At 37.5% G+C, this 25,105-nt stretch carries 7 protein-coding genes; all 7 read left to right on the top strand.

Annotated features, from left to right (window positions below; translation table 11 throughout):
• The first annotated feature begins 59 nt into the window (after window positions 1–59).
• Window positions 60–332, top strand: a complete 273-nt coding sequence (locus CY0110_RS09025; protein ID WP_035798978.1) for an acyl carrier protein — start codon at window positions 60–62, stop codon at window positions 330–332.
• Window positions 333–372: 40 nt separating this feature from the next.
• Window positions 373–3,600, top strand: a complete 3,228-nt coding sequence (locus CY0110_RS09020) for a type I polyketide synthase (RefSeq protein ID WP_008275098.1) — start codon at window positions 373–375, stop codon at window positions 3,598–3,600.
• 45 nt (window positions 3,601–3,645) lie between these two features.
• Window positions 3,646–8,274, top strand: a complete 4,629-nt coding sequence (locus CY0110_RS09015; protein ID WP_008275097.1) for a type I polyketide synthase — start codon at window positions 3,646–3,648, stop codon at window positions 8,272–8,274.
• 86 nt (window positions 8,275–8,360) lie between these two features.
• Entirely contained in the window at window positions 8,361–12,404 is a 4,044-nt protein-coding gene (locus CY0110_RS09010) for a type I polyketide synthase (protein ID WP_008275096.1), read from the top strand.
• 57 nt (window positions 12,405–12,461) lie between these two features.
• Window positions 12,462–15,911 (top strand): non-ribosomal peptide synthetase, encoded by a 3,450-nt coding sequence (locus CY0110_RS09005; RefSeq protein WP_008275095.1) that lies wholly within the window; start codon window positions 12,462–12,464, stop codon window positions 15,909–15,911.
• A gap of 30 nt (window positions 15,912–15,941) precedes the next feature.
• Window positions 15,942–20,405: a type I polyketide synthase gene (locus CY0110_RS09000; RefSeq protein ID WP_008275094.1), complete on the top strand. Its 4,464-nt coding sequence runs from the start codon at window positions 15,942–15,944 to the stop codon at window positions 20,403–20,405.
• Window positions 20,406–20,438: 33 nt separating this feature from the next.
• Entirely contained in the window at window positions 20,439–25,055 is a 4,617-nt protein-coding gene (locus tag CY0110_RS08995) for a non-ribosomal peptide synthetase (protein WP_008275093.1), read from the top strand.
• Window positions 25,056–25,105: the final 50 nt, after the last annotated feature.

Below are 25,105 nucleotides of genomic sequence, written 5' to 3'. Positions count from 1 at the left end.
ATCTGATGGCTTATATCTTGATTGATATTAAGTGATGCTCACTAATGTTTATTTTAAAAATGTCAACTTCAGATAGTAAAAAACAGGCTAAACATATTCAAGACTGGTTAATTGATTACGTTTCAAAAAAAGTCAAGAAAGATCCTCAAATAATTAGTATTAAAAAGCCTTTATCTCTTTATGGTCTAGATTCTATGGCACAGTTATCTATGATAGAAGCATTAGAAAAACAGTTAACAATAGAAATTGATCCAACAATTGCTTATGATTATCCCACCATAGAAGAATTATCAAAATACTTAGAAGAAGAAACTAAGTTTAACCTTATTTAAGTTAACTCAATCGCTAGTTTAAACACAATTGAGGTGTGATATGGTCAGGGATCAACAAAGACAAGAAATTGCTATTATTGGTGTAGGTTGTCGTTTTCCAGGGGCTAAAAATTCGGAAGAATTTTGGCAACTGCTAAAAACAGGTCAAGATGTTATCAGCGAAGTGCCATTGCAACGATGGAATATTGAAAAATATTATCATCAAAACCCTGAGATTCCAGGGAGGATGAACACACGCTGGGGAGGATTTTTGTCCAATATCGACCAATTTGATGCCCATTTTTTCGGTATTTCTCCCCGTGAATGCCAACATATTGATCCACAGCAGAGACTAATGTTAGAAGTGGCATGGGAAGCATTAGAAGACGGGGGTATTATTCCTGAAACCCTAAGCGGTACTCAAACTGGGGTATTTCTGGGGTTAACCAACCAAGACTATCAGCGTTTACTGTACCAACATATCGATCATTGCGACGCTTATTATAGCACTGGCACTTCTGGGGCGATCGCCTCTAACCGGTTATCTTATTTACTGAACTTACAAGGGCCCAGTTTCACCGTTGATACCGCTTGTTCCTCTTCATTGGTAGCAGTCCATTTAGCTTGTCAAAGTTTAAAACAACAAGAGTCGGATCTCGCCATTGCAGGGGCCGTTAATTTAATTATTACCCCAGAGCAAACCGTGGCCTTTTCTAAGACAAGAATGATGGCCCCGGATGGACGGTGTAAAACCTTTGATAGCAGTGCTAATGGTTATGTACGGAGCGAAGGGTGTGGGATTGTCGTGTTAAAACGTCTAGAAGATGCGATGCAAGATGGCGATCGCATTCACGGTATTATCCGAGGAACTGCCATTAACCAAGACGGGTTAAGTCAAGGGTTAACGGCTCCTAACGGGTTGGCGCAACAACAAGTGATTCGTCAAGCATTGGCTAATGCAGGGGTGAAACCCTCTGAGATCAGTTATGTTGAGACTCACGGAACTGGTACCGCATTGGGGGACCCTATCGAAGTGAGATCCCTCAAAAAAGTGTTGATGGAAGGACGAAACCCCGATCAAACCTGCTGGTTAGGTTCGGTAAAAACCAATATTGGACATTTAGAGTCGGCTGCCGGAATGGCCGGATTAATTAAAACGATTTTATGTTTGCAAAAGAGAGAAATTCCGCCAGTTTTGCATTTTAAGGAATTAAATCCTTATATTTCTCTGAAAAATAGCACTTTTTCTATTCCTACAACCTGTGAACCTTGGTCAGTGGAAGGATCGCGCATTGCAGGGGTGAGTTCCTTTAGTTTTGGGGGAACAAATGGTCATGTGATCGTAGAGGAAGTTTCTGTTTTAGAAAGCAGAGAGCAGGGGAAAGGGAGCGGTGAGAATTATTTTGAACGTCTCTTACATCTTTTGACTTTATCTACAAAGACTGAGAAAGGGTTAGGCCATTTAGTTCAAGATTATTGCACTTATTTACAGTCTCATCAGGATCTGTCTTTGGGGAATATTTGTTTTAGTGCCAATACCGGGCGATCTCGAAGAGATCCGCTTGGCGGTGCGCCTTTTCAGTATCGTTTAGCGATCGTGTCTGAGTCAACGGAAGGGTTAACCCAACAGTTACAGGGGTTAATAAGAGGGGAAATGGTGACAGGATGTTTCGGGGGACAAGTGACAGAAGAAAACGATCCTAAAATTGTCTTTTTGTTTACGGGACAGGGTTCTCAATATGTCAATATGGGGCGAGAATTATACGAATCGTGTTCTTTTTTCCGAAATATTATTGATGAATGCAATGAGATTCTAAAGGCTTACTTAGATAAGGATTTAGTTAATATTTTATATAAGGAAATAGGAAATAGTCTTTTAGATCAAACCATTTATACACAACCGGCTTTATTTTCAATTGAATATGCTTTAGCTAAATTATGGCAATTTTGGGGTGTTGATCCTACTGTTGTCATGGGTCATAGTGTGGGGGAATATGTAGCAGCTTGTATTGCTGGTGTGTTTAGTTTAAAAGATGGGTTAAAGTTGATTGCTGCTAGGGGTAGATTGATGCAAAGTTTGCCTCAAAATGGTTCAATGGTGGCCGTTTTGGCGACGCTAGAAAAGATTGAACCTATGATTAATTCTTATCAAGATAAAGTAGCGATCGCAGCCATTAATGGTTCCAATAGTTTAGTAATTTCAGGTGAAAAAGAAGCAATTAATAGCATTATTAAAAATTTAGATGAGCAAAACATTAAAACAAAGCAATTAACGGTTTCTCACGCTTTCCATTCGCCTCTAATGCAGCCAATTTTAGCAGAATTTAAGGAACTAGCCCAAGAAATTAGTTATCAGTTACCTCAAATTAGTATTATTTCTAATGTTACAGGAAAACCTATTACAGAAGAGATTGCTAAAGCAGATTATTGGGTCAATCATATTATTTCACCTGTTAACTTCAAGGACAGTGTTGAGACATTATTAGAAGGGGATTATAACACATTTTTAGAAATAGGAGCTAAACCTATTTTATTAGGAATGAGTCGGGGAATTGTTGAAAATAAAAATCAATCAATTTGTTATTTACCTAGTTTACGTCCCAGTAACAGTAATTGGCAGCAAATGTTAGAAAGTTTAGCTAAGTTATCGATTCAGGGATATGAGATTAACTGGTATCACTTCGATCAGGATTATCAGCGTCATCGGGTTTCTATTCCTACCTATCCTTGGCAGCGATCGCGTTATTGGTTTGAGGGAGTTTCTCAATCATCAAACTCATCTTTACCTACTCCTTTATCACAAACAGAATATAATTATTCTTCAGAAGTTAGCTTATTAAACAATAGAAAACAAATTGATTCATCTCAATTGATGAGCCAATTAAAAAATAGTTTTAAAAATGAACAATTATCTTTAATTATTGATTATATTCAAGAACAGGTAGCAATTATTTTAGGCTTAGATAAATCCCAAGCACCAGGAAAAAGAGTAGGCTTTTTTCAGATGGGAATGGACTCATTAATGGCTGTTGAATTTAGAAACCGTTTAGAAAGAACTTTCGGCTTTGCCATGTCCACCAGTTTAGCTTTTAATTATCCTAATATTGAAGCGTTATCTGGTTACTTATTAGAGCGTTTAAATCATCGATGGAAGAAAGAAAAAGGCAGGAGACAGGAGGCAGAAGGCAGGAGTTTAGAGTTAGAGAAAATAGCAAGAAAAATTGAGTCCTATTCTGATGAAGATGTTGAAAAAATGATTATAGAAAAAATTTACAATATTTTAACTTAATAGAACTTGATTTATCTGCAAAATAGAATCTCAACCAATTTTAAAATGGACAGTAAATCTTTAGATTTTGACAAATTATCACCTTTGAAAAAAGCATTTCTCGCCCTAGAAGAAATGCAAAAGAAACTAATAGAAAAAGAAAAGACTTCTTCAGAAGCTATTGCTATTGTAGGGATGGGATGTCGTTTTCCAGGAGGAGGAAATGATCCCGAAAGCTTTTGGCAATTATTAGAAGAGAAAAAAGATACGGCTGGAACTATTTCTGAATCACGCTTAAAATTAGGACAAAATAAGCAAATTGGCAGCTTTTTAAATACTGCTGTTGATGAGTTCGATGCACCCTTTTTTAACATTGCTCCTCGTGAAGCCAACTGCTTAGATCCGCAGCAACGGTTATTATTAGAAGTCAGTTGGGAAGCCTTGGAATATGGAGGTATTGAGCCTAATAAACTTAAGAATAGCCAAACAGGGGTATTTATCGGCATAAATTCTTCAGATTACTTACAATTACAGCTAACCCAAGGAAAAACCAAGACTTTAGATGCTTATGCTTTCACTGGAAACACCCCAAGTGTGGCCGCCGGAAGGGTCTCCTATTATTTAGGACTCCAGGGACCAACCTTAGCTATTGACACTGCTTGTTCTTCATCTTTGGTAGCGGTTCATTTAGCTTGTCAAAGCTTGCGGAATAGAGAATGTTCTTTAGCCTTAGCAGGAGGGGTTCAGTTGATGTTAGCCCCCCAAATGTATGATATTTTATCCCAAATGCAAGCATTATCAGAGGATGGTCGCTGTAAAACCTTTGATGCTTCGGCTGATGGTTACGGAAGGGGTGAAGGTTGCGGGATGGTTGTGTTAAAACGATACCAAGATGCGATCGCTAATCAAGATCAGATTTTAGGTTTAATTCGGGGGACAGCCATTAACCATGACGGGAATAGTAGCGGTTTAACGGTTCCCAACGGTTTAGCGCAGGAAAAGGTCATTCAAGACGCTTTAGCCAACGGACGAATAGAACCCCATCAAGTTAATTATATCGAGGTTCACGGCACAGGGACGGCCCTTGGAGATCCTATTGAGGTAGAAGCATTAAGCAATGTCTATGGCTGCAATAGAACGGCGGAAAATCCCTTAATTTTGGGGTCAGTTAAGACCAATATTGGACATTTAGAAGCGGCCGCCGGTATCGCTAGTTTAATCAAGGTTATTCTTAGTCTGCAACATCAACAACTACCCGCTCATCTTCATTTGAAAACCCTTAATCCTGCGATTTCTTGGGACAATATTCCGTTAACCATTGCTAAAGGGAGAATGGACTATGTAAGACAGGATAATTTACCGAGAATGGCTGGTATTAGCTCATTTGGCATGAGTGGAACCAATGCCCATATTATTGTAGAAGAATCACCTGTTGTAAGAAGTGGGGAGCAGGGAGCAGGGAACAAGCAGAATGGACAAATAGAACGACCTTTGCAGATTTTAGGGTTATCAGGGAAGAGTAAAGAAGCTTTACAGGAACTGATCGTTAAATATCGAGGCTTTTTGACGAAAAATAAGACAATTTCTTTAGCTGATCTCTGTTATACCGCCAATAGGGGGCGATCGCATTTTGACTATCGTTGCCATGCGATCGCTGCTACCCTACCAGAGTTATGTCAACAGTTAGAAATCTTATCAGAGTCTATTGAAAAGGTTAGGAAACTGTCAAAAATTGCCTTTTTATTCACAGGACAAGGTTCTCAATACATTGCTATGGGACGAGAGTTATACGAAACGTCTCCTTTATTTCGTAATATTATTAATGAATGCGATCGCTTATTAAAATCTTATTTAGATCAGTCTTTAGTTAATGTTTTGTATAAGAGGACGGGAGATAGTCTTTTAGATCAAACAATTTATACACAACCGGCCTTATTTTCCATTGAATATGCTTTGGCTAAATTGTGGCAATCTTGGGGAGTTGAGCCTGATGTTGTCATGGGTCATAGTGTGGGGGAATATGTAGCAGCTTGTATCGCTGGTGTTTTCAGTTTAGAAGATGGATTAAAATTGATTGCTGCTAGGGGAAAATTAATGGAGGCATTACCGCAACAGGGTAAAATGGCGGTTATTTTTGCCTCTGAAATAGAAATTAATCAGATTATAAAAAAATTTGATGTAGAAATAGCTGCTATTAATGGGCCTCGCTGCTGTGTGATTACAGGGGAACAGTTAGCTATTAATGAAACACTTAAAAAAGTAGAAAGTTCAGGCATTAAATGTCGTTTATTAAACGTTTCTCAGGGGTTTCATTCGGCGTTAATTGAACCGATGTTAGATAAGTTTAGAGAAGTGGCTGAAGACATCAACTATTTTCTTCCTACTATTGCTATAGTTTCTACTGTCACAGGGAAACGAATTCAAACTCAAGACGTAACTAACCCTGATTATTGGCTTAAAAACTGTCGTCAAACGGTGCAATTTTTTCAAGGGATGCAAACGTTATATGAACAAAACTATGACATCTTTTTAGAAATTGGTCCAAGTCCCACCTTAATAGGAATGGCTCGCCGTTGCCTACCAGAAGATGTGGGGATGTGGTTGTCATCCTTGCGATCAAACCAGTCTAACTGGGAAACCCTGTTACAGAGTTTAGGGAAGTTATACCGTTGCGGTGTCGCCATAGACTGGGATGGGTTCGATCAAGACTATCCCCGTCGTCGTCTTCCATTACCCACTTATCCCTTCCAAAGACAGTCTTATTGGTTTGATACCCTCCCTAACCGTGAAAAACCGTTATCTTTACCTGAAAATGCTTTTTATCAGCAGGTTTGGCAACCTCAACCCAAACAAACCCAACCTCAGCAACTAACTTGCGGCCATTGGTTACTGTTTGCCGATGATAACAATGTCGCTATTACTCTAGCGCAACAGTTAGAAGCAGAAGGACATCATTGTTATCTGGTTTTTCCTGGCCAACAATATCAAAGCATCTCAGAGAAACAATGGACTATCGACATTCATAACCCTCAAGACTTGCAACGGGTACTAGAGACTATTGGGAGTTGCGATCGCATTGTTCATCTTTGGAACCTCAATAGTTACCCAACTGACGCATTAACCCCTCAAACCGTGCAAGATGATCAGTTACGCAACTGTGGCAGTCTTTTGTATCTGGTACAAGCATTAAACCGTCTTAACATGACTCCTCGCTTATGGGTGGTGACTGAGGGAACTTTTAACAGTTTATCTCTATCACAAACACCGGTATGGGGGTTAGGCCGGGTTATTGCTCTAGAATATCCTGATTTTTGGGGCGGTTTAGTTGATATTTCGGTAGATAATACTGAAAATATAATAAATAGTTTACGAGAAGAACTATTAAGCCCAGAAATAGCTTCAGAAATTGCTTTAACGCCTCAACAACGTTATGTGTCTCGTTTGGTTCCATTCTTCCCTAACCCCTCCTTACCACAGCAGGAGAAAGACAACTTCCTATGGTCTTTCTCTGATCAAGGTTCTTACTTAATAACTGGTGGTTTAGGAGGGTTAGGACTAAAATTATCCACTTGGATGGTTAAAAATGGAGCAAAACACCTCATTTTACTGGGTCGAAGTCAACCGAAACCTGAAGCAAAAGCAGTTATTACAGAGTTAGAACAGCAAGGAGTCACTATTGAGGTTAAACAGGTGGATGTCTGCGATGCTGAAGCAGTGACTAACCTCTTACAAGAAAATGACAATATACGGGGTATTATTCATTTAGCCGGGTGCTTGGATGATGGCGTATTAATTAATCAAAGTTGGTCACGGTTTGAAAAAGTTCTTTCTCCGAAAGTAATGGGAGCATGGAATTTACATAAATATTCTCAATATTTATCTCTAGATTTCTTTGTTTGTTTTTCTTCTATTGCCTCTATTTTAGGTTCTCTAGGTCAAGGGAATTATGCTACTGCTAATGCTTTTTTAGATGGCTTATGTCATTATCGCCAAAGTCAAAAATTACCATCATTAACCATTAATTGGGGGCCTTGGTCAGAAACAGGAATGGCAGCTAATCTAGAAGCTGAAGGGGAAAAGCGGTGGAAAAGTGCAGGGGTAGAATTTTTAAGTATTGAACAGGGACTAAATAGTTTAGGTCAATTACTGCAAGAAAAGGTAACTCAAACAACAGTTTTTCCTGTGAACTGGAAACAGTTTTTATCACAATTTCCTATTTATCAAAATAATGGGTTATTATCTGAGATCATTAAACAGCATGATTTACAACCTAAAACAACCTTATGGGAACAATTAAAGCCCTTCTCTCCTAAAAAAAGAAAAGCCCGATTAATAGAAAAAATAAAAGAAGATGTTACCCGTTCTCTTGGGTTAAATACTCAAGAAAAGTTAGATCCACAACTCGGCTTTTTTGACTTAGGAATGGATTCATTAATGGCCTTAGAATTTAGAAATCGCTTACAAACTCGGTTAGGGCGATCGCTTCCTAATACTCTCACCTTTGACTACCCCAATATTGAAGCAATTACTCACTATATTTTAGAACAATTTGAAGACAGTCAAGTCATTCATGATGATAGTACAAATCAGCAAAAACAAGAACTAGCAAATTCTTGGCAAGACCTAGAACAACTTTCCGATGAAGATTTATCAGCCTTCATTGATAGTGAATTTAACCAAATTATAGAAACCTAGTATTAGTATTTGTAAGGTCTTAATACTATTAAGCCCAAGATAAAACTTAATTTAAAAACCGTAAATCAACAAAAATTGTCAAAAAAATGAACAGTCAAAATAATCAATCTAAGCAACTTTCTCCCCTACAAAAAGCAGCCCTCGCCGTTAAAGAAATGCGGACTAAACTAGAGAAAATGGAACGGTTACAAAGTGAACCGATAGCGATCGTCGGAATGGGTTGCCGTTTTCCTGGCGGTATCAATAGTCCGGCTGCCTTTTGGGAAGGATTATGCCAAGGGATAGATGCCATAACCGATATCCCCGAAAATCGCTGGAATATTGACGCTTATTATGATAATAACCCTGATACTCCAGGGAAAAGCTACAGTAAACGAGGGGGTTTCATTGACAAAGTAGATGAGTTTGACGGGGCATTTTTTGGTCTGTCTCCTAGGGAAATAAACCCCATGGATCCCCAACAAAGACTATTATTAGAAGTGAGTTGGGAAGCCCTAGAAAACGCAGCCATTGCCCCCAGTACCCTCATGGGGAGTCAAACTGGTGTTTTTTTGGGCATCAGTGTCAACGAATATGGCCACGGAACCGTTGGGGGAAACCCTGATGACATCGACGTTTACACCGCTACTGGAAACGCCTTAAGCATTGCTGCTGGACGCATTTCCCATTATTACGGCTTTCATGGGCCTTCTTTGGTTATTGACACCGCTTGTTCTTCTTCTTTAGTAGCCATTCACCTCGCTTGTCAAAGCTTACGCAAGCAAGAATGCGATATGGCTTTAACGGGGGGTAGTTTTTTAATGTTATCCCCCAATACCCTCGTTTCTGTTGCAAAAATGAAAGCCTTATCTCCTGACGGCTATTGTAAGACCTTTGATGCAACCGCCGATGGTTACGTGAGGGGGGAAGGTTGTGGACTGGTGGTGTTAAAACGCCTATCTGACGCAGTGGCCAACGGGGACAACCTTTTAGGGGTTATTCGAGGAACTGCCATGAACCAAGATGGTCGCAGTAGTGGTTTAACGGTTCCTAATGGTCAGGCCCAGCAAGCTTGCATTCGGGCTGCCCTTAAAGATGGCCAGGTTGACCCGTCTCAGGTTAATTATATCGAAACTCATGGGACAGGAACCTCGTTAGGAGACCCTATCGAAGCTAAAGCGTTGACAGATGTTTTCTGTGGTGACGAAAGAGAAACCGCCTTAACCTTGGGGTCAGTCAAGACCAATATTGGTCATTTAGAAGCGGCTGCAGGGGTAGCTAGTTTAATTAAAGTGGTGTTGGGATTACAAAATAAGCAAATTACGCCCCATTTACATCTTAAACAGTTAAATCCACTGCTTGAAGGGCTACCCATCCACATCCCCACTCACCCAACTCCTTGGGACGTTAAAGAGGGTCAAAAACGGATGGCCGGCGTTAGTTCTTTTGGGTTTAGTGGAACGAATGCTCATCTTATTATTGAGGAATGGAATAATGAGAAGGCAGAAGGAAGGAGGCAGGAGGCAGAAGGTCATTTTCTATTACCTTTATCAGCTAAAAGTAGTCGAGGTTTAAAAGATTTAGCTAAGAATTATCACAATTTTTTAAATCATCATGCCGAGATTAATTTAGAAGACTTATTTTACACGGCTGCTGTAGGTCGAGATCATTTTAATTATCGCTTTGCTACAGTGGGTAACACAAGAAAAGATTTACTCCAAGAATTAAGTCGTTTTGATACTTTAGAACAAACTCAACCTTATAAAAATCTTCCTAAGATTGCCTTTTTATTTACAGGACAAGGCTCTCAGTATCTCAATATGGGTCATGAACTATATCAAAACTATTCGGTGTTTCGAGAGACATTGAATAAATGTAATGATATTTTAAACGCTTATTTACAAACGCCTCTATTAGAGGTCTTATATGAAAGAAAAGATCAGAACTTGTTGAAGCAAACAATTTATACTCAACCTGCTTTATTTTCCCTTGAATATGCGTTAGTTAAACTTTGGGAATCTTGGGGCGTTGAACCTGATATTATGATGGGTCATAGTGTGGGGGAATATGTAGCAGCTTGTGTGGCAGGTATCTTTAGTTTAGAAGATGCTTTAAAACTGATTGCTTATCGGGGTCGTTTGATGAATAACTTGCCCCAAAATGGCTCAATGGTAGCAGTATCGACATCTGAAAATCAGGTAAAAGAAATTATTGCCAATTCAAATAGTCAGGTAAGTATTGCTGCTATTAATGGACCTAATCAAGTAGTCATATCTGGAGAAAGAGAAGCGATTAGTAATATAGTTTCTAAACTAGAAAGGGAGGGAATTGAGACAAAAATTCTTCAAGTTTCTCATGCTTTCCATTCCCCATTAATGGAACCAATATTAAAAGACTTTTTTCAAGTTGCTCAGGAAATTGCTTATTATCAGCCTAAAATAGATATTATTTCTAATTTAGGGGAACCGCTTGAGAATATGGCTAATGCTAATTATTGGTGTCGTCATATTATGGAAAAGGTTCAATTTTTTGACGGGATAAAAACCTTAGAAAACCAAGATTATAAGCTGTTTTTAGAAATTGGTGCAACGCCAACTTTAACTAAAATGGGACAACGCTGTTTTGAAGATTTTAGTAATCGTATTTGGCTGTCTTCTCTTTATCCCAAGCAGTCTGATGAATCTATAATCTTGGAGTCCCTAAAATCTTTATATTGTCAAGGATTAGATATTGATTGGTCTAACTTTTATAAAAGTAAACAATCTGAAGAGATAACTTATCGAAAAATCACTCTACCAACTTATCCCTTTCAAAGACAAAAATATTGGCATGACGAAGGCAAGAGTTTAAACCTAGAAAGTAGAGGGAAAGTTACACTTAGTAAGAATATTATTTCTCCTCTACTAGATCGCCGTATTGTTTCTCCTTTAAAAGCGATTCAATTTCAATCAATTATTAATCTTGATCGCTTACCTTTAGTGAAGGATCATTGTATCAACGGTATCCCCTTAATGAACTTAGTTATCTATCTAGAAATAGTCTCAGAAGGTATTAAGGAAGTTTGGGATCAATCTATGGGTGAGGTCAAAGATTTAAAAATTATTGAAGCCTTAACCTTTGCCAACGAAAAAAGTCATAACATTCAACTCATTTTATCCTCTGAAGATGAGAAAAACATTAAATTTCAAATCTTTAGTCAAACTGATGTTTCTCAATTTGATTGGAAACTTCATGCGGTAGGAACCGTCTTTTTAGACAACCTAGAAATTTCAAAAGACTCTCAAAAAAATCTAAATTTAGCTTGCATTTCTGATATAAATTATGATATTATCCCAAAAGATAGATTCTATAAAAATCTTGAAGAAAAAGGGATTGTTCTTGGCTCAAGTTGTCAACAAATAGAACAAATCTGGCGAAAAGATCAAGAAGCCATAGCTAGTATTAATCCTAGTTTTCCTAATCCTTATTCTTTGCCCCTAGGAGAAATAGATGCTTGGATTCAACTACTTTTAGCCATTTTTCACCAAGATTCAGCTACTTACTTACTTATTGGTTTAGAAAGCTTTCGTTCTTACTCCTTAAGCCATTTTACCTCCCACAAATCCAACACACCGAATACTCCTTGCACCCCCCTTTATTGGGGTCACGCCAAGTTAACCGATAATCGAGATCAAGGAGAAACCGTTTTCGGACACCTTTTTCTTTATGATGACGACGGTAACTTAATAGCTGAGATCAGCAATGCTGAACTCAAACGAGTCAAATTTGAAAAAAATAGACTCAAAAAGGATTATGTAGGACAAAAACTGCAAAAAATTACTCGTCAACAACTTTTAAAAGCTGATTCAAGGGATTGTAAAGCTTTAATAGCCACCTATATTAAACAAACCTTAGCCCGCTCATTGCAAGTATCCCCCACACAGATCGACACTGAACAGTCTTTAATCAACCTTTTAGACTCCTTGATAGCCATGGAATTAAGAAGTCATTTAGAACGGGATCTGGGGTTATCTGCGTCCCTCGAACAACTGTTAGGCGATCGCAATATCCAACAACTAGCCAATAGTTTACAAGAACAAATTACCATCACTCAGATGACAACTTCAACCCCAGAAACAGGAGATGAAGACGTTGAGGAGATGACTTTGTAACAGTTATTCAGTAACCAGTGACCAGTTATCAGTTTTTCAGTTATGACATTAATGAATATGAATCTTAATCAATTATTAACAGAATTATCTCAACTTGGCGTTCAACTTTGGACGGAAAATAATCAATTAAAAATCCGTGCAGCAAAAGGAGTATTAACCCCTGAATACAAAGAATTGCTAAGTCAAAATAAGACAAAAATTCTTAAGCTTTTACAACAAAATAAGCAAACACAAAATACTAACTTACCCCCGATTATTGCTGATCCTGATAACCGTTATCAGCCCTTTCCTTTAACCGATATGCAGCACGCTTTCTGGGTGGGACGTATGGGAATTTTAGAATTGGGAGATGTAGCTAACCACGGTTATTATGAAATTGAAGGATATGACCTAAATTTAGATAGTCTAAACTGGGCATTGAATCAACTAATTCAGCGTCATGATATGCTACGGGCGGTTATGTTACCTGATGGTAGACAACAGGTATTAAAAGAAGTCCACCAATACGATATTAAAGCCACAGATTTAAGACAAAAAGATGAAAATGAAATTGCTAAATATTTAAACAGTATCCGTAAAGAAATGTCTCACCAAGTTTTACCGTGGGATAAATGGCCGCTGTTTGAATTTCGAGCAAGTATTTTAGACGATAATAGAATTAGGTTACATATTAGCTACGATTTACAGATTTTTGATGCTTGGAGTCTCTTTAGATTATTTGAAGAATGGTTTCAATTATGCCAAGATTCTCAATCCAGTTTACCTCCTTTAGACTTTACCTTTCGGGACTATGTTTTTGCAGATAAAGCCCTTCAAGGAACGGAGTTGTATAATCAATCCCGTGATTATTGGTTAAGTCGAATTCCCACTTTACCCCCTGCCCCAGATTTACCCTTAGCCAAGAATCCCAGTACCCTAAAAAAACATGAATGTCGACGGTTTAATGGGGAATTGGATCGGTCGAGTTGGCAACAGTTAAAACAACGGGCAAAAGCTGCTGGCATGACTCCTTCGGGGGTATTATTAGCTGCCTTTACAGAAGTATTGACCCGATGGAGTAAAACACCGAAATTTACTTTAAATTTAGCTTTATTTAACCGTTTACCCTTTCATCCTCATATTCACAATATTTTAGGGGACTTTACCTCCGTTACTCTCTTAGCTGTAGATAACTCACCCTTAGACACTTTTAAACAACGGGCCCAGCGACTGCAACAGCAACTATGGCAAGACTTGGATCACCGTTATTTTAGTGGGGTTCGGGTGATGCGAGAATTAAACCGTTTTCGCAGAGATGTACCCACTGCCATGCCAGTGGTGTTTACCAGTACCCTTGGGTTTGAAGCTTTAGGACAGGAAACGTCGGCTTTTGATCGCTTGGGTAAGATGGTGTACGGTGTCAGTCAAGCCTCACAAGTCTGGTTAGATCATCAAGTGAGTGAATATCACGGGTCTCTTAAGTTTACTTGGGATGCGGTAGACGAGTTATTCCCCCCAGGTATGATCGATGATATGTTTGAGACTTACTATCGCTTGTTGCAACAGTTAGCCACTTCTGGGGAAGTTTGGCAGCAAACTAGCTTAGACTTACTCCCTGCCTCTCAAGTTGCCCAACGTCAGGCCATCAACGCCACGGAAATGCCTTTACCAAATGTGACGTTATGGGACTTATTTACTAAACAAGTCCGTCAAAACCCAGATAATGCTGCGGTAATCACCTTAGGGCAGACATTAACCTATGAACAACTGTATCAAAAATCCTCTGCGATCGCCCATCAACTTCGGGAGTTAGGGTTAAAACCCAATCAATTAATTGCGGTTCTCATGGAAAAAGGATGGGAGCAAATTGTCGCCGTTATGGGCATTCTTGGGTCTGGTACTGCATACGTTCCCATTGATCCTAATCTTCCTCAAGAACGCATCGATTATCTCTTAGAAAATAGTCAAGTTGAGGTTATTTTAACTCAGTCTTGGGTCAAACAAGGTAACAATAAAAAATATACTGTCATTTCTATCGATAACAACTCTCTACACCCCATACCCTACAACCCATCCCCTCACCTAACACCCGAAGACTTAGCCTATGTCATCTACACCTCCGGAACCACTGGCCAACCGAAAGGAGTTATGATTCCTCATCGGAACGTGGTGAATGTTGTCACTTATACAAATCAACGGTTTGGGGTGAATGAAAGCGATCGCATCCTTGCATTAACTTCCCTTAACCATGATCTCTCTGTCTATGACATATTCGGACCCTTAAGTGTGGGTGCAGCCATGGTGTTACCAGAGGCTGAAAAGGTGAAAGATGCCCAACACTGGACTCGGTTGATGCAGCAAGAAAATGTAACCCTGTGGAACTCTGTGCCGACGATGATGGAGATGTTGGTAGAATACTTAGAAAATTCTCAAGATTCGACTCCAAAAAGTTTAAGATTAGCGATTTTAGGGGGTGACTGGTTGCCCTTAAGTTTGCCCAACCGTTTAAAATCACTTATCAATGGGGTAACACTTCTGAGTATTGGGGGGCCGACGGAAACCACGATATGGAACATTGGCTATGAAGTACAGGAGGTTGATCCTAACTGGAAGAGTATTCCCTATGGTAAACCGATGGGTAATAGTAAATATTATATTTTGAATGAAAGACTAGAAGATTGTCCCATTTGGGTTCCTGGTCAGATGTATTGTACTGGAGTGCAGGTTGCAAAGGGTTATTGGCAGCATCAAGAAAAGACCCAAGAACGCTTTATTATTCACCCGAAAACAGGAGAAAGAATTTATGCAACAGGGGACTTAGGCTGTTATATTCCTGATGGGAATATTCGTATTTTGGGACGAGTTGACTTTCAAATTAAGCTCAGAGGACATCGGATTGAACCATCAGAAATTGAGTCAATTTTGTTTAAACACCTTGACATCAAATCAGCTTTGGTTAATTATAGTAATGAGAAGCTAATAGCATACATCATTCCTCACTTCAACTCATCTCTCGAAGTTGAAGGAATCAAAAGTTATTTAAAAGAAAAATTACCCGATTATATGATTCCTTCTTACTTTTTCTTTTTAGAGTCATTTCCTCTATCAGCCAATGGAAAAATAGATCGCTTGGCATTACCACAGTTTGAGGAGGTTGCTAATAGCAAATATGATGATTATGTTGCCCCAAAAACAGAATTAGAAAAAATAATTTCTGATACTTGGAAACAGGTATTAGAAGTAGAAAAAATAGGAATTAATCGTAATTTCTTCGATTTAGGAGGAAATTCCTTACTCATTACCAAAGTTTATACTAGCTTAAAGCAGTCTTTACCAGAAAATACTAAAAATTTTTCAGTAGTAGAACTGTTTAAATATCCTACCATTACTGCCTTTATTAATTACTTAAATCAACAAGATAATTCAGCCGATAAAGCTAATGATAACGAACAGTTAGCTAACAACATCAAAAAAGGCAAAAATCGTATTCAAGCAAGACGAAAAAGACTTAAGAATTTTAAGGTTTAATTAACTATCAATTGTTAACTATTAATTATCATGAACTTTGAACAAAACGGATTAGAAATTGCAGTTATCGGTATTTCAGGACGGTTTGCCGAAAGTAACAGTCTCGATGAATTTTGGCAAAACCTTCTCGATGGTAAGACCTTAACTTCTGTTTTTTCTGATAATAATAATCAAAAAATAGAAGCAGGTTCGATTCTCAAAAATGTAGAAGAATTTGATGCTAGTTTTTTTGGTTTTAACCCCAGAGAAGCAGAAAGATTAGATCCTCAACACCGTTTATTTTTGGAATGTTCTTGGGAAGCTATCGAAACGGCTGGCTATGATTCAGAGAGAGAAAAAAGCCCTATCGGAGTGTTTGCGGGAGTGGGGTTAAGTACCTATTGGTTTAACAATATATACACTTATCCTAAGACCTTAACTATTAAAGAAGGACTGCAAAATATTATCGGTATTGATAAAGATTATGTCCCAACATTAGCCTCCTATAAATTGAATCTAACGGGGCCTAGTGTCAGTGTGGGAACCGCTTGTTCTTCTTCTCTGGTTGCAGTCCATTTAGCCTGTCAAAGTTTACTGGCAGGAGAATGTGACATGGCTTTAGCAGGGGGTGTGTCCGTAAAAATTCCCCAAAACGAAAAGAACCTTTGTCCTGGAGAGATCGTCTCACCAGAGGGTAAATGTCGCGCCTTTGATGCCTCGGCCCAGGGTATTGTCGGGGGTAACGGGGTAGGGGTTGTTACCCTGAAACGCCTAGAAGATGCGATCGCTGATCGAGATTGCATCTATGCGGTAATTAAAGGCTCGGCCATGAACAACGATGGGGCGATGAAGGTGGGTTATACCGCCCCTAGCGAGACGGGACAGGTTAAAGTGATCAAAGCAGCCCAAATGATGGCAGAGGTTGACCCTGATACCATAACCTACATTGAGGCACACGGCACTGGCACAGCCTTAGGGGACCCCATTGAAGTGTCAGCTATGACAGAAGCGTTTCGCAGTGGGACTGATAAAAAGGGTTTTTGTGCGATCGGCTCAGTTAAGACCAATGTGGGGCATTTAGACGCAGCAGCAGGGATTACAGGGTTTATTAAAGCGGTTTTAGCGGTGAAACATGGCCTATTACCCCCTAGTTTACATTTTGACCAACCTAACCCCCAAATTGATTTTGAAAATAGTCCTTTTTATGTCAATACAACCTTAAGAAAATGGCAACCTAAAGAGATGCCTCGACGGGCTGGCGTGAGTTCTTTTGGTATTGGGGGAACCAATGTTCATGTCATCTTAGAAGAAGCTCCTAGTTTGCCTCAAAATAGTATTTCTAGATCCCATCAATTACTTTTATTGTCAGCAAAAACACCCACCGCTTTAGACACAGCAACGAATAATTTAGGGGACTATTTAAACCAACATCCAAGTGTTAATTTAGCGGACGTAGCTTATACGTTACAGGTGGGAAGAAAACAGTTTGATCATCGTCGCATGATGGTAGTTGAAACCGTAAAAGATGCTGTCTCTATTATTGAATCCCGTGACGGCAAAAAAATCTTAACTCAAGAGAGTAAAGATAATGAGCAATCCATTGTTTTTATGTTCACAGGTCAAGGATCTCAATATATAAATATGGGGCGTGACTTATACGAAACAGAAACAATTTTTAGAGAAACTTGTGACCAGTGTTTTGCGATATTAAAGCCTCATGTTAATGGTGATCTTAAACAGATTATTTATTCTGATACTGACAATATAGAAACGGCTAGTCAACAGTTACAAGAAACAGCTTTAACCCAACCGGCTTTATTTATTATTGAGTATGCTTTGGCTAAATTATGGATATCTTGGGGCATTACTCCTAAAGCCATGATCGGTCATAGTATCGGGGAATATGTAGCTGCTTGTTTGGCAAATGTATTCAGTCTTGAAGATGCCTTAATGTTAGTGGCAAACCGAGGCAAAATGATGCAGAAAATGCCATCAGGGACTATGTTATCGGTGAATTTGTCGGCTGAAGATATCGAACCCTTCTTAGATAAGAATCTTGCTTTAGCTGCTATCAATAGTCCCAATTTATGTGTTGTTTCTGGCGATTTGCAAGCCATAGACAATTTAGAGAAAAAATTAACAGAAAACAGAATTAATTGCCGTCGTTTACATACCTCTCATGCCTTCCATTCTTCCATGATGGAACCGATAGTTAATCCGTTTACAGAGTTAGTCAAAACGGTTTCTTTGAATACCCCGACTATTCCTTTTATTTCCAATGTGACAGGTAATTGGATCAACGATGCAGAAGCGACTGCACCGATTTATTGGGGGCGACAATTAAGACAACCTGTTAAATTTTATCCTGGTATGAGTAAACTCTTAGAACAAGGTTCATCTATTTTTTTAGAAGTAGGACCAGGACGTACATTAAATAGCTTAACCCGACAAATTGATCCTCAGCAAAGGGTTTTTTCTTCTCTTCGTCATCCGAAAGATCAAGGATCTGATATTGGGTTTATTTTACAAACTCTGGGTCAATTGTGGTTAGCAGGAATTAATATTAATTGGGAGAAATTTTATCAAGAAGAAGAACGCGATCGCCTTCCATTACCCACCTATGCTTTTGAACGTCAACGGTATTGGATTGAAGCTTTGCAGGAAACTAAAACCGTCGATAATACCGAAAAACTAGAAATTAAAGATTGGTTTTATTTACCCTCTTGGAAACGCTCAACTTTACCTTCAATTGATTTAAGTAAACGGAATGATTGTTGGTTGATTTTTATGGATGAATATGGGCTAGGAAATGCTCTAATTCAACGTCTAAAAAGTCAATATCAACAAGAAGTGATTCAAGTTAAAATGGGTACAGACTACCAAAAAATTAACAACCATCAATACATTATTAATCCTGAGGTAAAAGAACATTATCAACCTTTAGTTGAACAACTTTTAGCATCTCACAAAAACCCAATAATTGCCCACTTATGGACAGTTAATTCAGTTCAATGTTTTGAAGAATCCCAAGCATTGGGATATCAATCAATTATTTATTTGACTCAAGCGATCGGTCAACGAAATTTGATGGCTTCTTTATCCATAGGAGTGGTTTCTAGTCAAATTCAACAAGTTACAGGAGAAGAAATCTTATGTCCTGAAAAAGCAACAGTTTTAGGACCGGTTAAAGTTATTCCCTTAGAGTATCTTAATCTCACTTGCCGTAACATCGATCTTGTTATTTCTGATCGTTGTTTAGAGCAACCATTTGTTGATCAATTAATCACCGAGTTAACCCTTTCTTCGAGTGATTCTTTTGTTGCTTATCGAGGTAACTATCGCTGGATTGAAAATTACGAAAAAATTACTCTAGAAAAGAACGAAAAGCCCTCACGTTTACGATCAGAAGGAGTCTATTTAATTACAGGAGGAACAGGAGGTATTGGCCTAGCATTAGCGGAATATTTAGCTAAGACAGTACAAGCAAAATTAGTTTTGTTAAGTCGTTCTGCTAATCCCAACAATCAAGAATCAATCAATAAATTAGAACAACTAGGATCAGAAGTTTTAGTCTTACAAGCAGATGTTTCTAATGAACAACAAATGCAAGAAGCTTTTAACAAAATTAATCATAAATTTGGCTGCTTAAATGGAATTATTCACGCTGCTGGATTATTAGGAAAAGGCGTGATTCAAGAACAAAATTCTGATTTATCTGATCCTGTTTTCGCTGCTAAAGTCAAAGGAACGTTAGTCCTAGATAAAATGTGTAAAAACATTCAGCTAGACTTCCTTTATCTTTGGTCTTCTGTGGGAACAATTTTAGGAGAATTTGGGCAAGTTGACTACGATGCAGCTAATATCTTTTTAGATAAATTCGTTAACCAAAAAAGCGACTATTTTACCGCAGCTATTAACTGGGATCTTTGGCGAGAAATTGGTTTAGCTTCTAATCTATCTTGGTATAAAAATCAAGATAATTATCTAGAAAATTTAAAACAAGGAATGGCAACAGAGGAGGGAATAGAAGCCTTTAGTCGCATTTTGGCTGAAGATAAATCTCAAATAATTGTGGCTACTAGGGGAATAGAAACTATGATTGAAATTTTTAAACCTTCTAAATCTCAATCAATTTTGAAACAGCAAGAAACTGAAACAAGCAAAAATCATTCAGCTTATCCTAGACCTAATTTAAGTACCTCTTATGTTGCACCCCGTAACAAAAAAGAAGAGATTATTTCCGAAATTTGGAAAACCATTTTGGGAATCGAAAAAATAGGAATTTATGACAACTTTTTTGAATTAGGGGGACATTCTTTACTGGCAACTCAAGTTACTTCACGGATACAAGAAACCCTCAATGTTCAAATCACTGTGAGAGAACTATTTGAACATCAAATTATTGCTAAATTAGCAGAGTTTTTAGAAAATAGTGCATCAAAGTCACCAGAGAAAGAAATATCAAAAATTAAGGCAGTTTCTCGTGATGCTTATCGCTTAAACAATCAACAGTAATTTTTTACCATCAAAATTTATTATTTTATCACCATGAATACTGAGCAAAAAGCAATTTCTGTTAATAACTATTTTGAAACTTTTGATGCGAAAGATGTTTATATTTTTCCCGCTTCTTCAGGTCAAGCAAGGCTTTGGTTTTTAGCAGAATTAGATCCTGATATTTTTGCATATAATGAGCAATTACTTGTTCAACTTAAAGGCAATCTAAATATTTCTGCTTTAAAAAAGAGTTTCAATAAAATTATTCGTCGTCATGAAATTTTACGTACTCTTTTTACTATTAAAAATGGGCAACCTTTACAAGTCGTTTTACCTCATTTAACCTTAGACTTACCCTTATCCAATTTAACTCATTTTTCCAAAAAAGAACAAGATAAGTTTATTAAACAAACCGCTATTGAAGAAGAAACAAAACCTTTTAAGCTGACAGAAGTACCGTTAATTAGACTAAAACTATTGAGACTCAATCAAGAAGAAAGCCTCCTGATTCTGACGCTACATCATATTATTGGAGATGGTTGGTCGGGGGAAGTCTTGATGAGAGAATTAGTAACATTATACGAGGCATTTTGTGCTGGTAAATCTTCCCCTTTAGCTCCTTTAGATATTCAATATGCTGACTTTGTTCTTTGGCAAAATGAATATTTACAAGGTGATTCTGTTATCGATAAAATTAATTATTGGAAAGATAAATTAGAGGGTATTTCGCCGTTATTAGAACTTCCAACGGATTATAATCGTCCCCCTGTGAAAACCTATCAAGGTAGTTCTGAAAGTTTTAAGTTAAGTCAAGCATTAAGTGATCAATTACAACAACTAAGTCAAAAAAAAGGAGTTACTTTATTTATGACTTTATTGACAGCTTGGTCAGTTTTACTATCAAAATATAGTCGAGAAACAGACATGATTATTGGTTCTCCCATTGCTAACCGAAACAGAAAAGAAATAGAACCTCTAATTGGCTTTTTTGCTAATACATTAGCGTTAAGAATAGACTTGTCAGATAATCCAACTTTTAGCGATTTATTACAGCAAGTTAAAAACACTTGTTTAGATGCTTATAATAATCAAGATATTCCTTTTGATAAATTAGTAGAAATTCTACAACCTCAACGAAACTTGGGTAATAATCCAATTTTTCAGGTCATGTTTAGTTTACAAAATGCTAATAATCGGGCTTTTGAATCATCGGGACTAAATATTAAAATATTAGAGAAAGAAAATATCATTGCGAAACTCGATTTAACCCTAGAAATTAAACAAAACCAAGATGGACTTATAGGAAAAATAGAATATAGCGATGATCTATTTAAACCATCTACTATCCAAAGAATGGTAGAACATTTAAAAGTCTTATTAGAAAATATTACGACTGATACAGATAAAGAAATTACTCAATTATCATTACTAACAACCTCCGAAGAACAACAATTACTAAAGGAGTGGAATAATACAAAGAGTGAGTATCCTAAAAATAGCTGTTTACACCAACTCTTGGAAACACAAGCAGAAAAAACACCTGACAGAGTTGCCATTGAATTTAACAACAAAAAATTAACCTATTCTCAACTCAATCAAAAAGCCAATCAATTAGCCTATCACTTACAACAATCAGGGGTTAAACCTAATAACTTAGTCGCTATTTGTGTCGAACGTTCTATTGAAATGCTTATCGGACTCCTAGCCATTCTCAAAGCAGGAGGCACCTATATTCCTATCGACCCCACTTATCCTTCAGAACGTATTAATTATATTTTAGAACACAGTCAAGTTAACGTCATTTTAACCCAGTCTTGGGTGTGGAAAGAGAACAGGGAAAAATATACCATTATTGCTATCGATAAAATCACCCTACACCCCACACCCTACACCCCACACCCTCACCTAACACCCCAAGACTTAGCCTACATCATCTACACCTCCGGTTCCACAGGAAAACCCAAAGGAGTCGAAATATCTCACCAAGGGATAGTTAACTTTCTTTGGTCTATGGCCCAACAACCAGGAATCAACTCTGACGATATTTTACTATCAGTTACCACCCTCTCCTTTGACATCGCAGGGTTAGAACTTTTCTTACCCTTAATAACTGGGGCAAAAGTTGTCATAGTCAGTCGACAAACCGTTATCGATGGAGTCGCCTTAAGTCAAAAAATAGACCAATCTAACGCCAGTATGATGCAAGCAACTCCTGCCACCTGGCAGATGTTAATAGATGCAGGATGGAAAGGAAAGAAAGACCTCAAAATTCTTTGTGGTGGAGAAGCCTTATCTAAAACCTTAGTCAAAGAACTACTCACAAAAAGCCAAGAACTCTGGAATATGTATGGACCAACAGAAACCACCGTCTGGTCAATGATAGAAAAAATAGAAACAGAAGATAACATAACCATTGGTCGTCCCATTAACAATACTCAAATCTATATCTTAGATAACCATTTACAACCCGTACCGATAGGAATACCAGGAGAACTGTATATCGGAGGAGATGGGTTAGCAAGAGGATATGTCAACCGTCGAGACTTAACAGAAGAAAGATTTATCAACAGTCCCTTTAACCCAGGCAAAAAAATCTATAAAACAGGAGACATAGCCAAATATTTACCCAATGGAAAAGTAGAATATATCGGCAGAAGCGACTATCAAGTAAAAATACGAGGATTTAGAATAGAACTAGGGGAAATAGAAAGCCAGTTAAATCAACATTTAGGGGTGAAGAATGCTGTAGTTGTTGCTAAGAAAGAAGCATCAGGAATCAATCCCTTAGTGGCTTATTATGTTTCGCAAAAAGAAAGTAATGTTACTGATGAAAACTTAAGAGACTTTTTAAAGAAAAAGTTACCCGACTATATGATGCCTTTGGTCTTTATTTCTTTAGCCGAATTTCCTTTAACTCCTAATGGAAAGATTGACCGCAAGGCTTTACCTGAACCTGACCAATCTTTATTAAACCATAATAATAACTTTGTTCTGCCTCAAACAGAAATTCAAAAAATAATTGCTACTATTTGGTCAGAGGTACTCGGTTTAAATACAGTGAGTATTAATAGTAATTTTTTTGAATTAGGAGGACATTCTTTACTAGCAACTCAGGTGATTTCAAAAATTCGAGAGAGATTTAATCTAGAAATTCCGTTTAAGAGTTTATTTGAAAACCCAACAATTGAAACTTTTAGTCAGGCGATAGAAACCTCTTCTCAAGATAAAGAATTTATTGAATTATTACCTATTGAAGCGAGCGACCGCCCTTCATTAATCCCTCTTTCTTTTTCGCAACAAAAATTATGGTTTCTTGAGCAATTAGAAGGTACAAACTCAGCTTATATTATGGCAGGAGCCTTACAGCTAAGAGGTTCTTTGAATTTAGAAGCATTAGAAAAGAGTATGAATGCTATCATTTTTCGTCATGAAATCTTGAGGACAACTTTTATAACCCAAGATGAAAAACCCACACAAATGATTCGCAATCATAGTTCAAATTCATACCTAAAAATTAAGATTTTAGAAGTCGAAGCTGATACTAATATTCAAAATTTAATCGATCAAGAAGCAGCTAAACCATTTGATTTAAGTCAAGATAGTTTAATTAGAGTCAGCCTAATTTCTCCAGAAAAAGAAGAAAACATTTTAGTCGTTGCTATGCCCCATATTATCTCTGATGCTTGGTCAATTAGCCTATTTGTTCAAGAACTATCGACTTATTATCAGCACTATTCTCAAGGAAAAAAACTATCTTTACCCCCTCTAAAAATTCAATATGCAGATTATGCAATCTGGCAAAGACAATGGTTAGAAACGAAGTCATTTGAGAAACAATTAACTTATTGGAAAAATCAATTAAAAGATGCTCCTCATTGCCTCAATTTACCCCTTGATAAACCTCGTCCGAAACAACAAAGTTATGAAGGAAATAGGTCAGAGTTTAGCTTATCTTCTCAGTTAACAGAGCAGATCAAAATCTTGAGTCAAAGGGAAGGAGCCACCTTATTTATGACCTTATTAACGGCTTTCAATAGCTTGTTATATTGTTATAGTGAAGATGAGGATATTTGTCTTGGTTCTCCTATTGCGAATCGGCAAAGACAAGAAACTCAAAACTTGATCGGATTCTTTGTTAATACTTTAGTTTTACGCACAAATTGTTCAGGAAATCCTACATTTCGAGAACTTTTGAAAAGGGTAAAGAATATAGCTATTGATGCTTACTCCCATCAAGAAGTACCATTTGAGAAGATAGTTAAAGCTTTAAATATTGAACGAAATTTAAGCTATAATCCTCTATTTCAAGTTTGGTTTGTTATGGATGACGATCTAAGTTCTGATTTCATTTTACCTGACTTAAACTGGAAAATGAGAGAGATAAATTATCGTTCAGTTCGGCATGATTTAAGTTTAAGACTATCAGAAAAAGCAGGAATAATAAATGGTTACTTTGAATATAGAACTAGCTTATTTAATCAAGATACCATCACCTCAATGCAGGAAGATTTTGAATTTATTTTGTCTACTTTAGTTGAAGAGACTGATCAATATTTAACTAAAATCAAAGCTATGATTACTGAGAAAAAAGAGAATAGAAAAACCAAACAAGAAGAAAATTTATTAAGTAATATGCGTCAAAAGTTAAAACGTCGCAAACGCGGATAAGTTAGGCTTTTTCTTCGGTTACAGTTACATAATGAATACGGAAATTACCT

Origin of the sequence: Crocosphaera chwakensis CCY0110 (assembly GCF_000169335.1) — a bacterium.
Taxonomy (GTDB): Bacteria; Cyanobacteriota; Cyanobacteriia; order Cyanobacteriales; family Microcystaceae; genus Crocosphaera; species Crocosphaera chwakensis.
Note: the sequence above shows the minus strand (reverse complement) of the source record. Positions and strands in the feature narration are given on the sequence as shown.

Coding starts and splice junctions, on each gene's coding strand:
- CY0110_RS09025 (WP_035798978.1), top strand. CDS start 60: ATGTCAACTTCAGATAGTAAAAAACAGGCTAAACATATTCAAGACTGG.
- CY0110_RS09020 (WP_008275098.1), top strand. CDS start 373: ATGGTCAGGGATCAACAAAGACAAGAAATTGCTATTATTGGTGTAGGT.
- CY0110_RS09015 (WP_008275097.1), top strand. CDS start 3,646: ATGGACAGTAAATCTTTAGATTTTGACAAATTATCACCTTTGAAAAAA.
- CY0110_RS09010 (WP_008275096.1), top strand. CDS start 8,361: ATGAACAGTCAAAATAATCAATCTAAGCAACTTTCTCCCCTACAAAAA.
- CY0110_RS09005 (WP_008275095.1), top strand. CDS start 12,462: ATGAATCTTAATCAATTATTAACAGAATTATCTCAACTTGGCGTTCAA.
- CY0110_RS09000 (WP_008275094.1), top strand. CDS start 15,942: ATGAACTTTGAACAAAACGGATTAGAAATTGCAGTTATCGGTATTTCA.
- CY0110_RS08995 (WP_008275093.1), top strand. CDS start 20,439: ATGAATACTGAGCAAAAAGCAATTTCTGTTAATAACTATTTTGAAACT.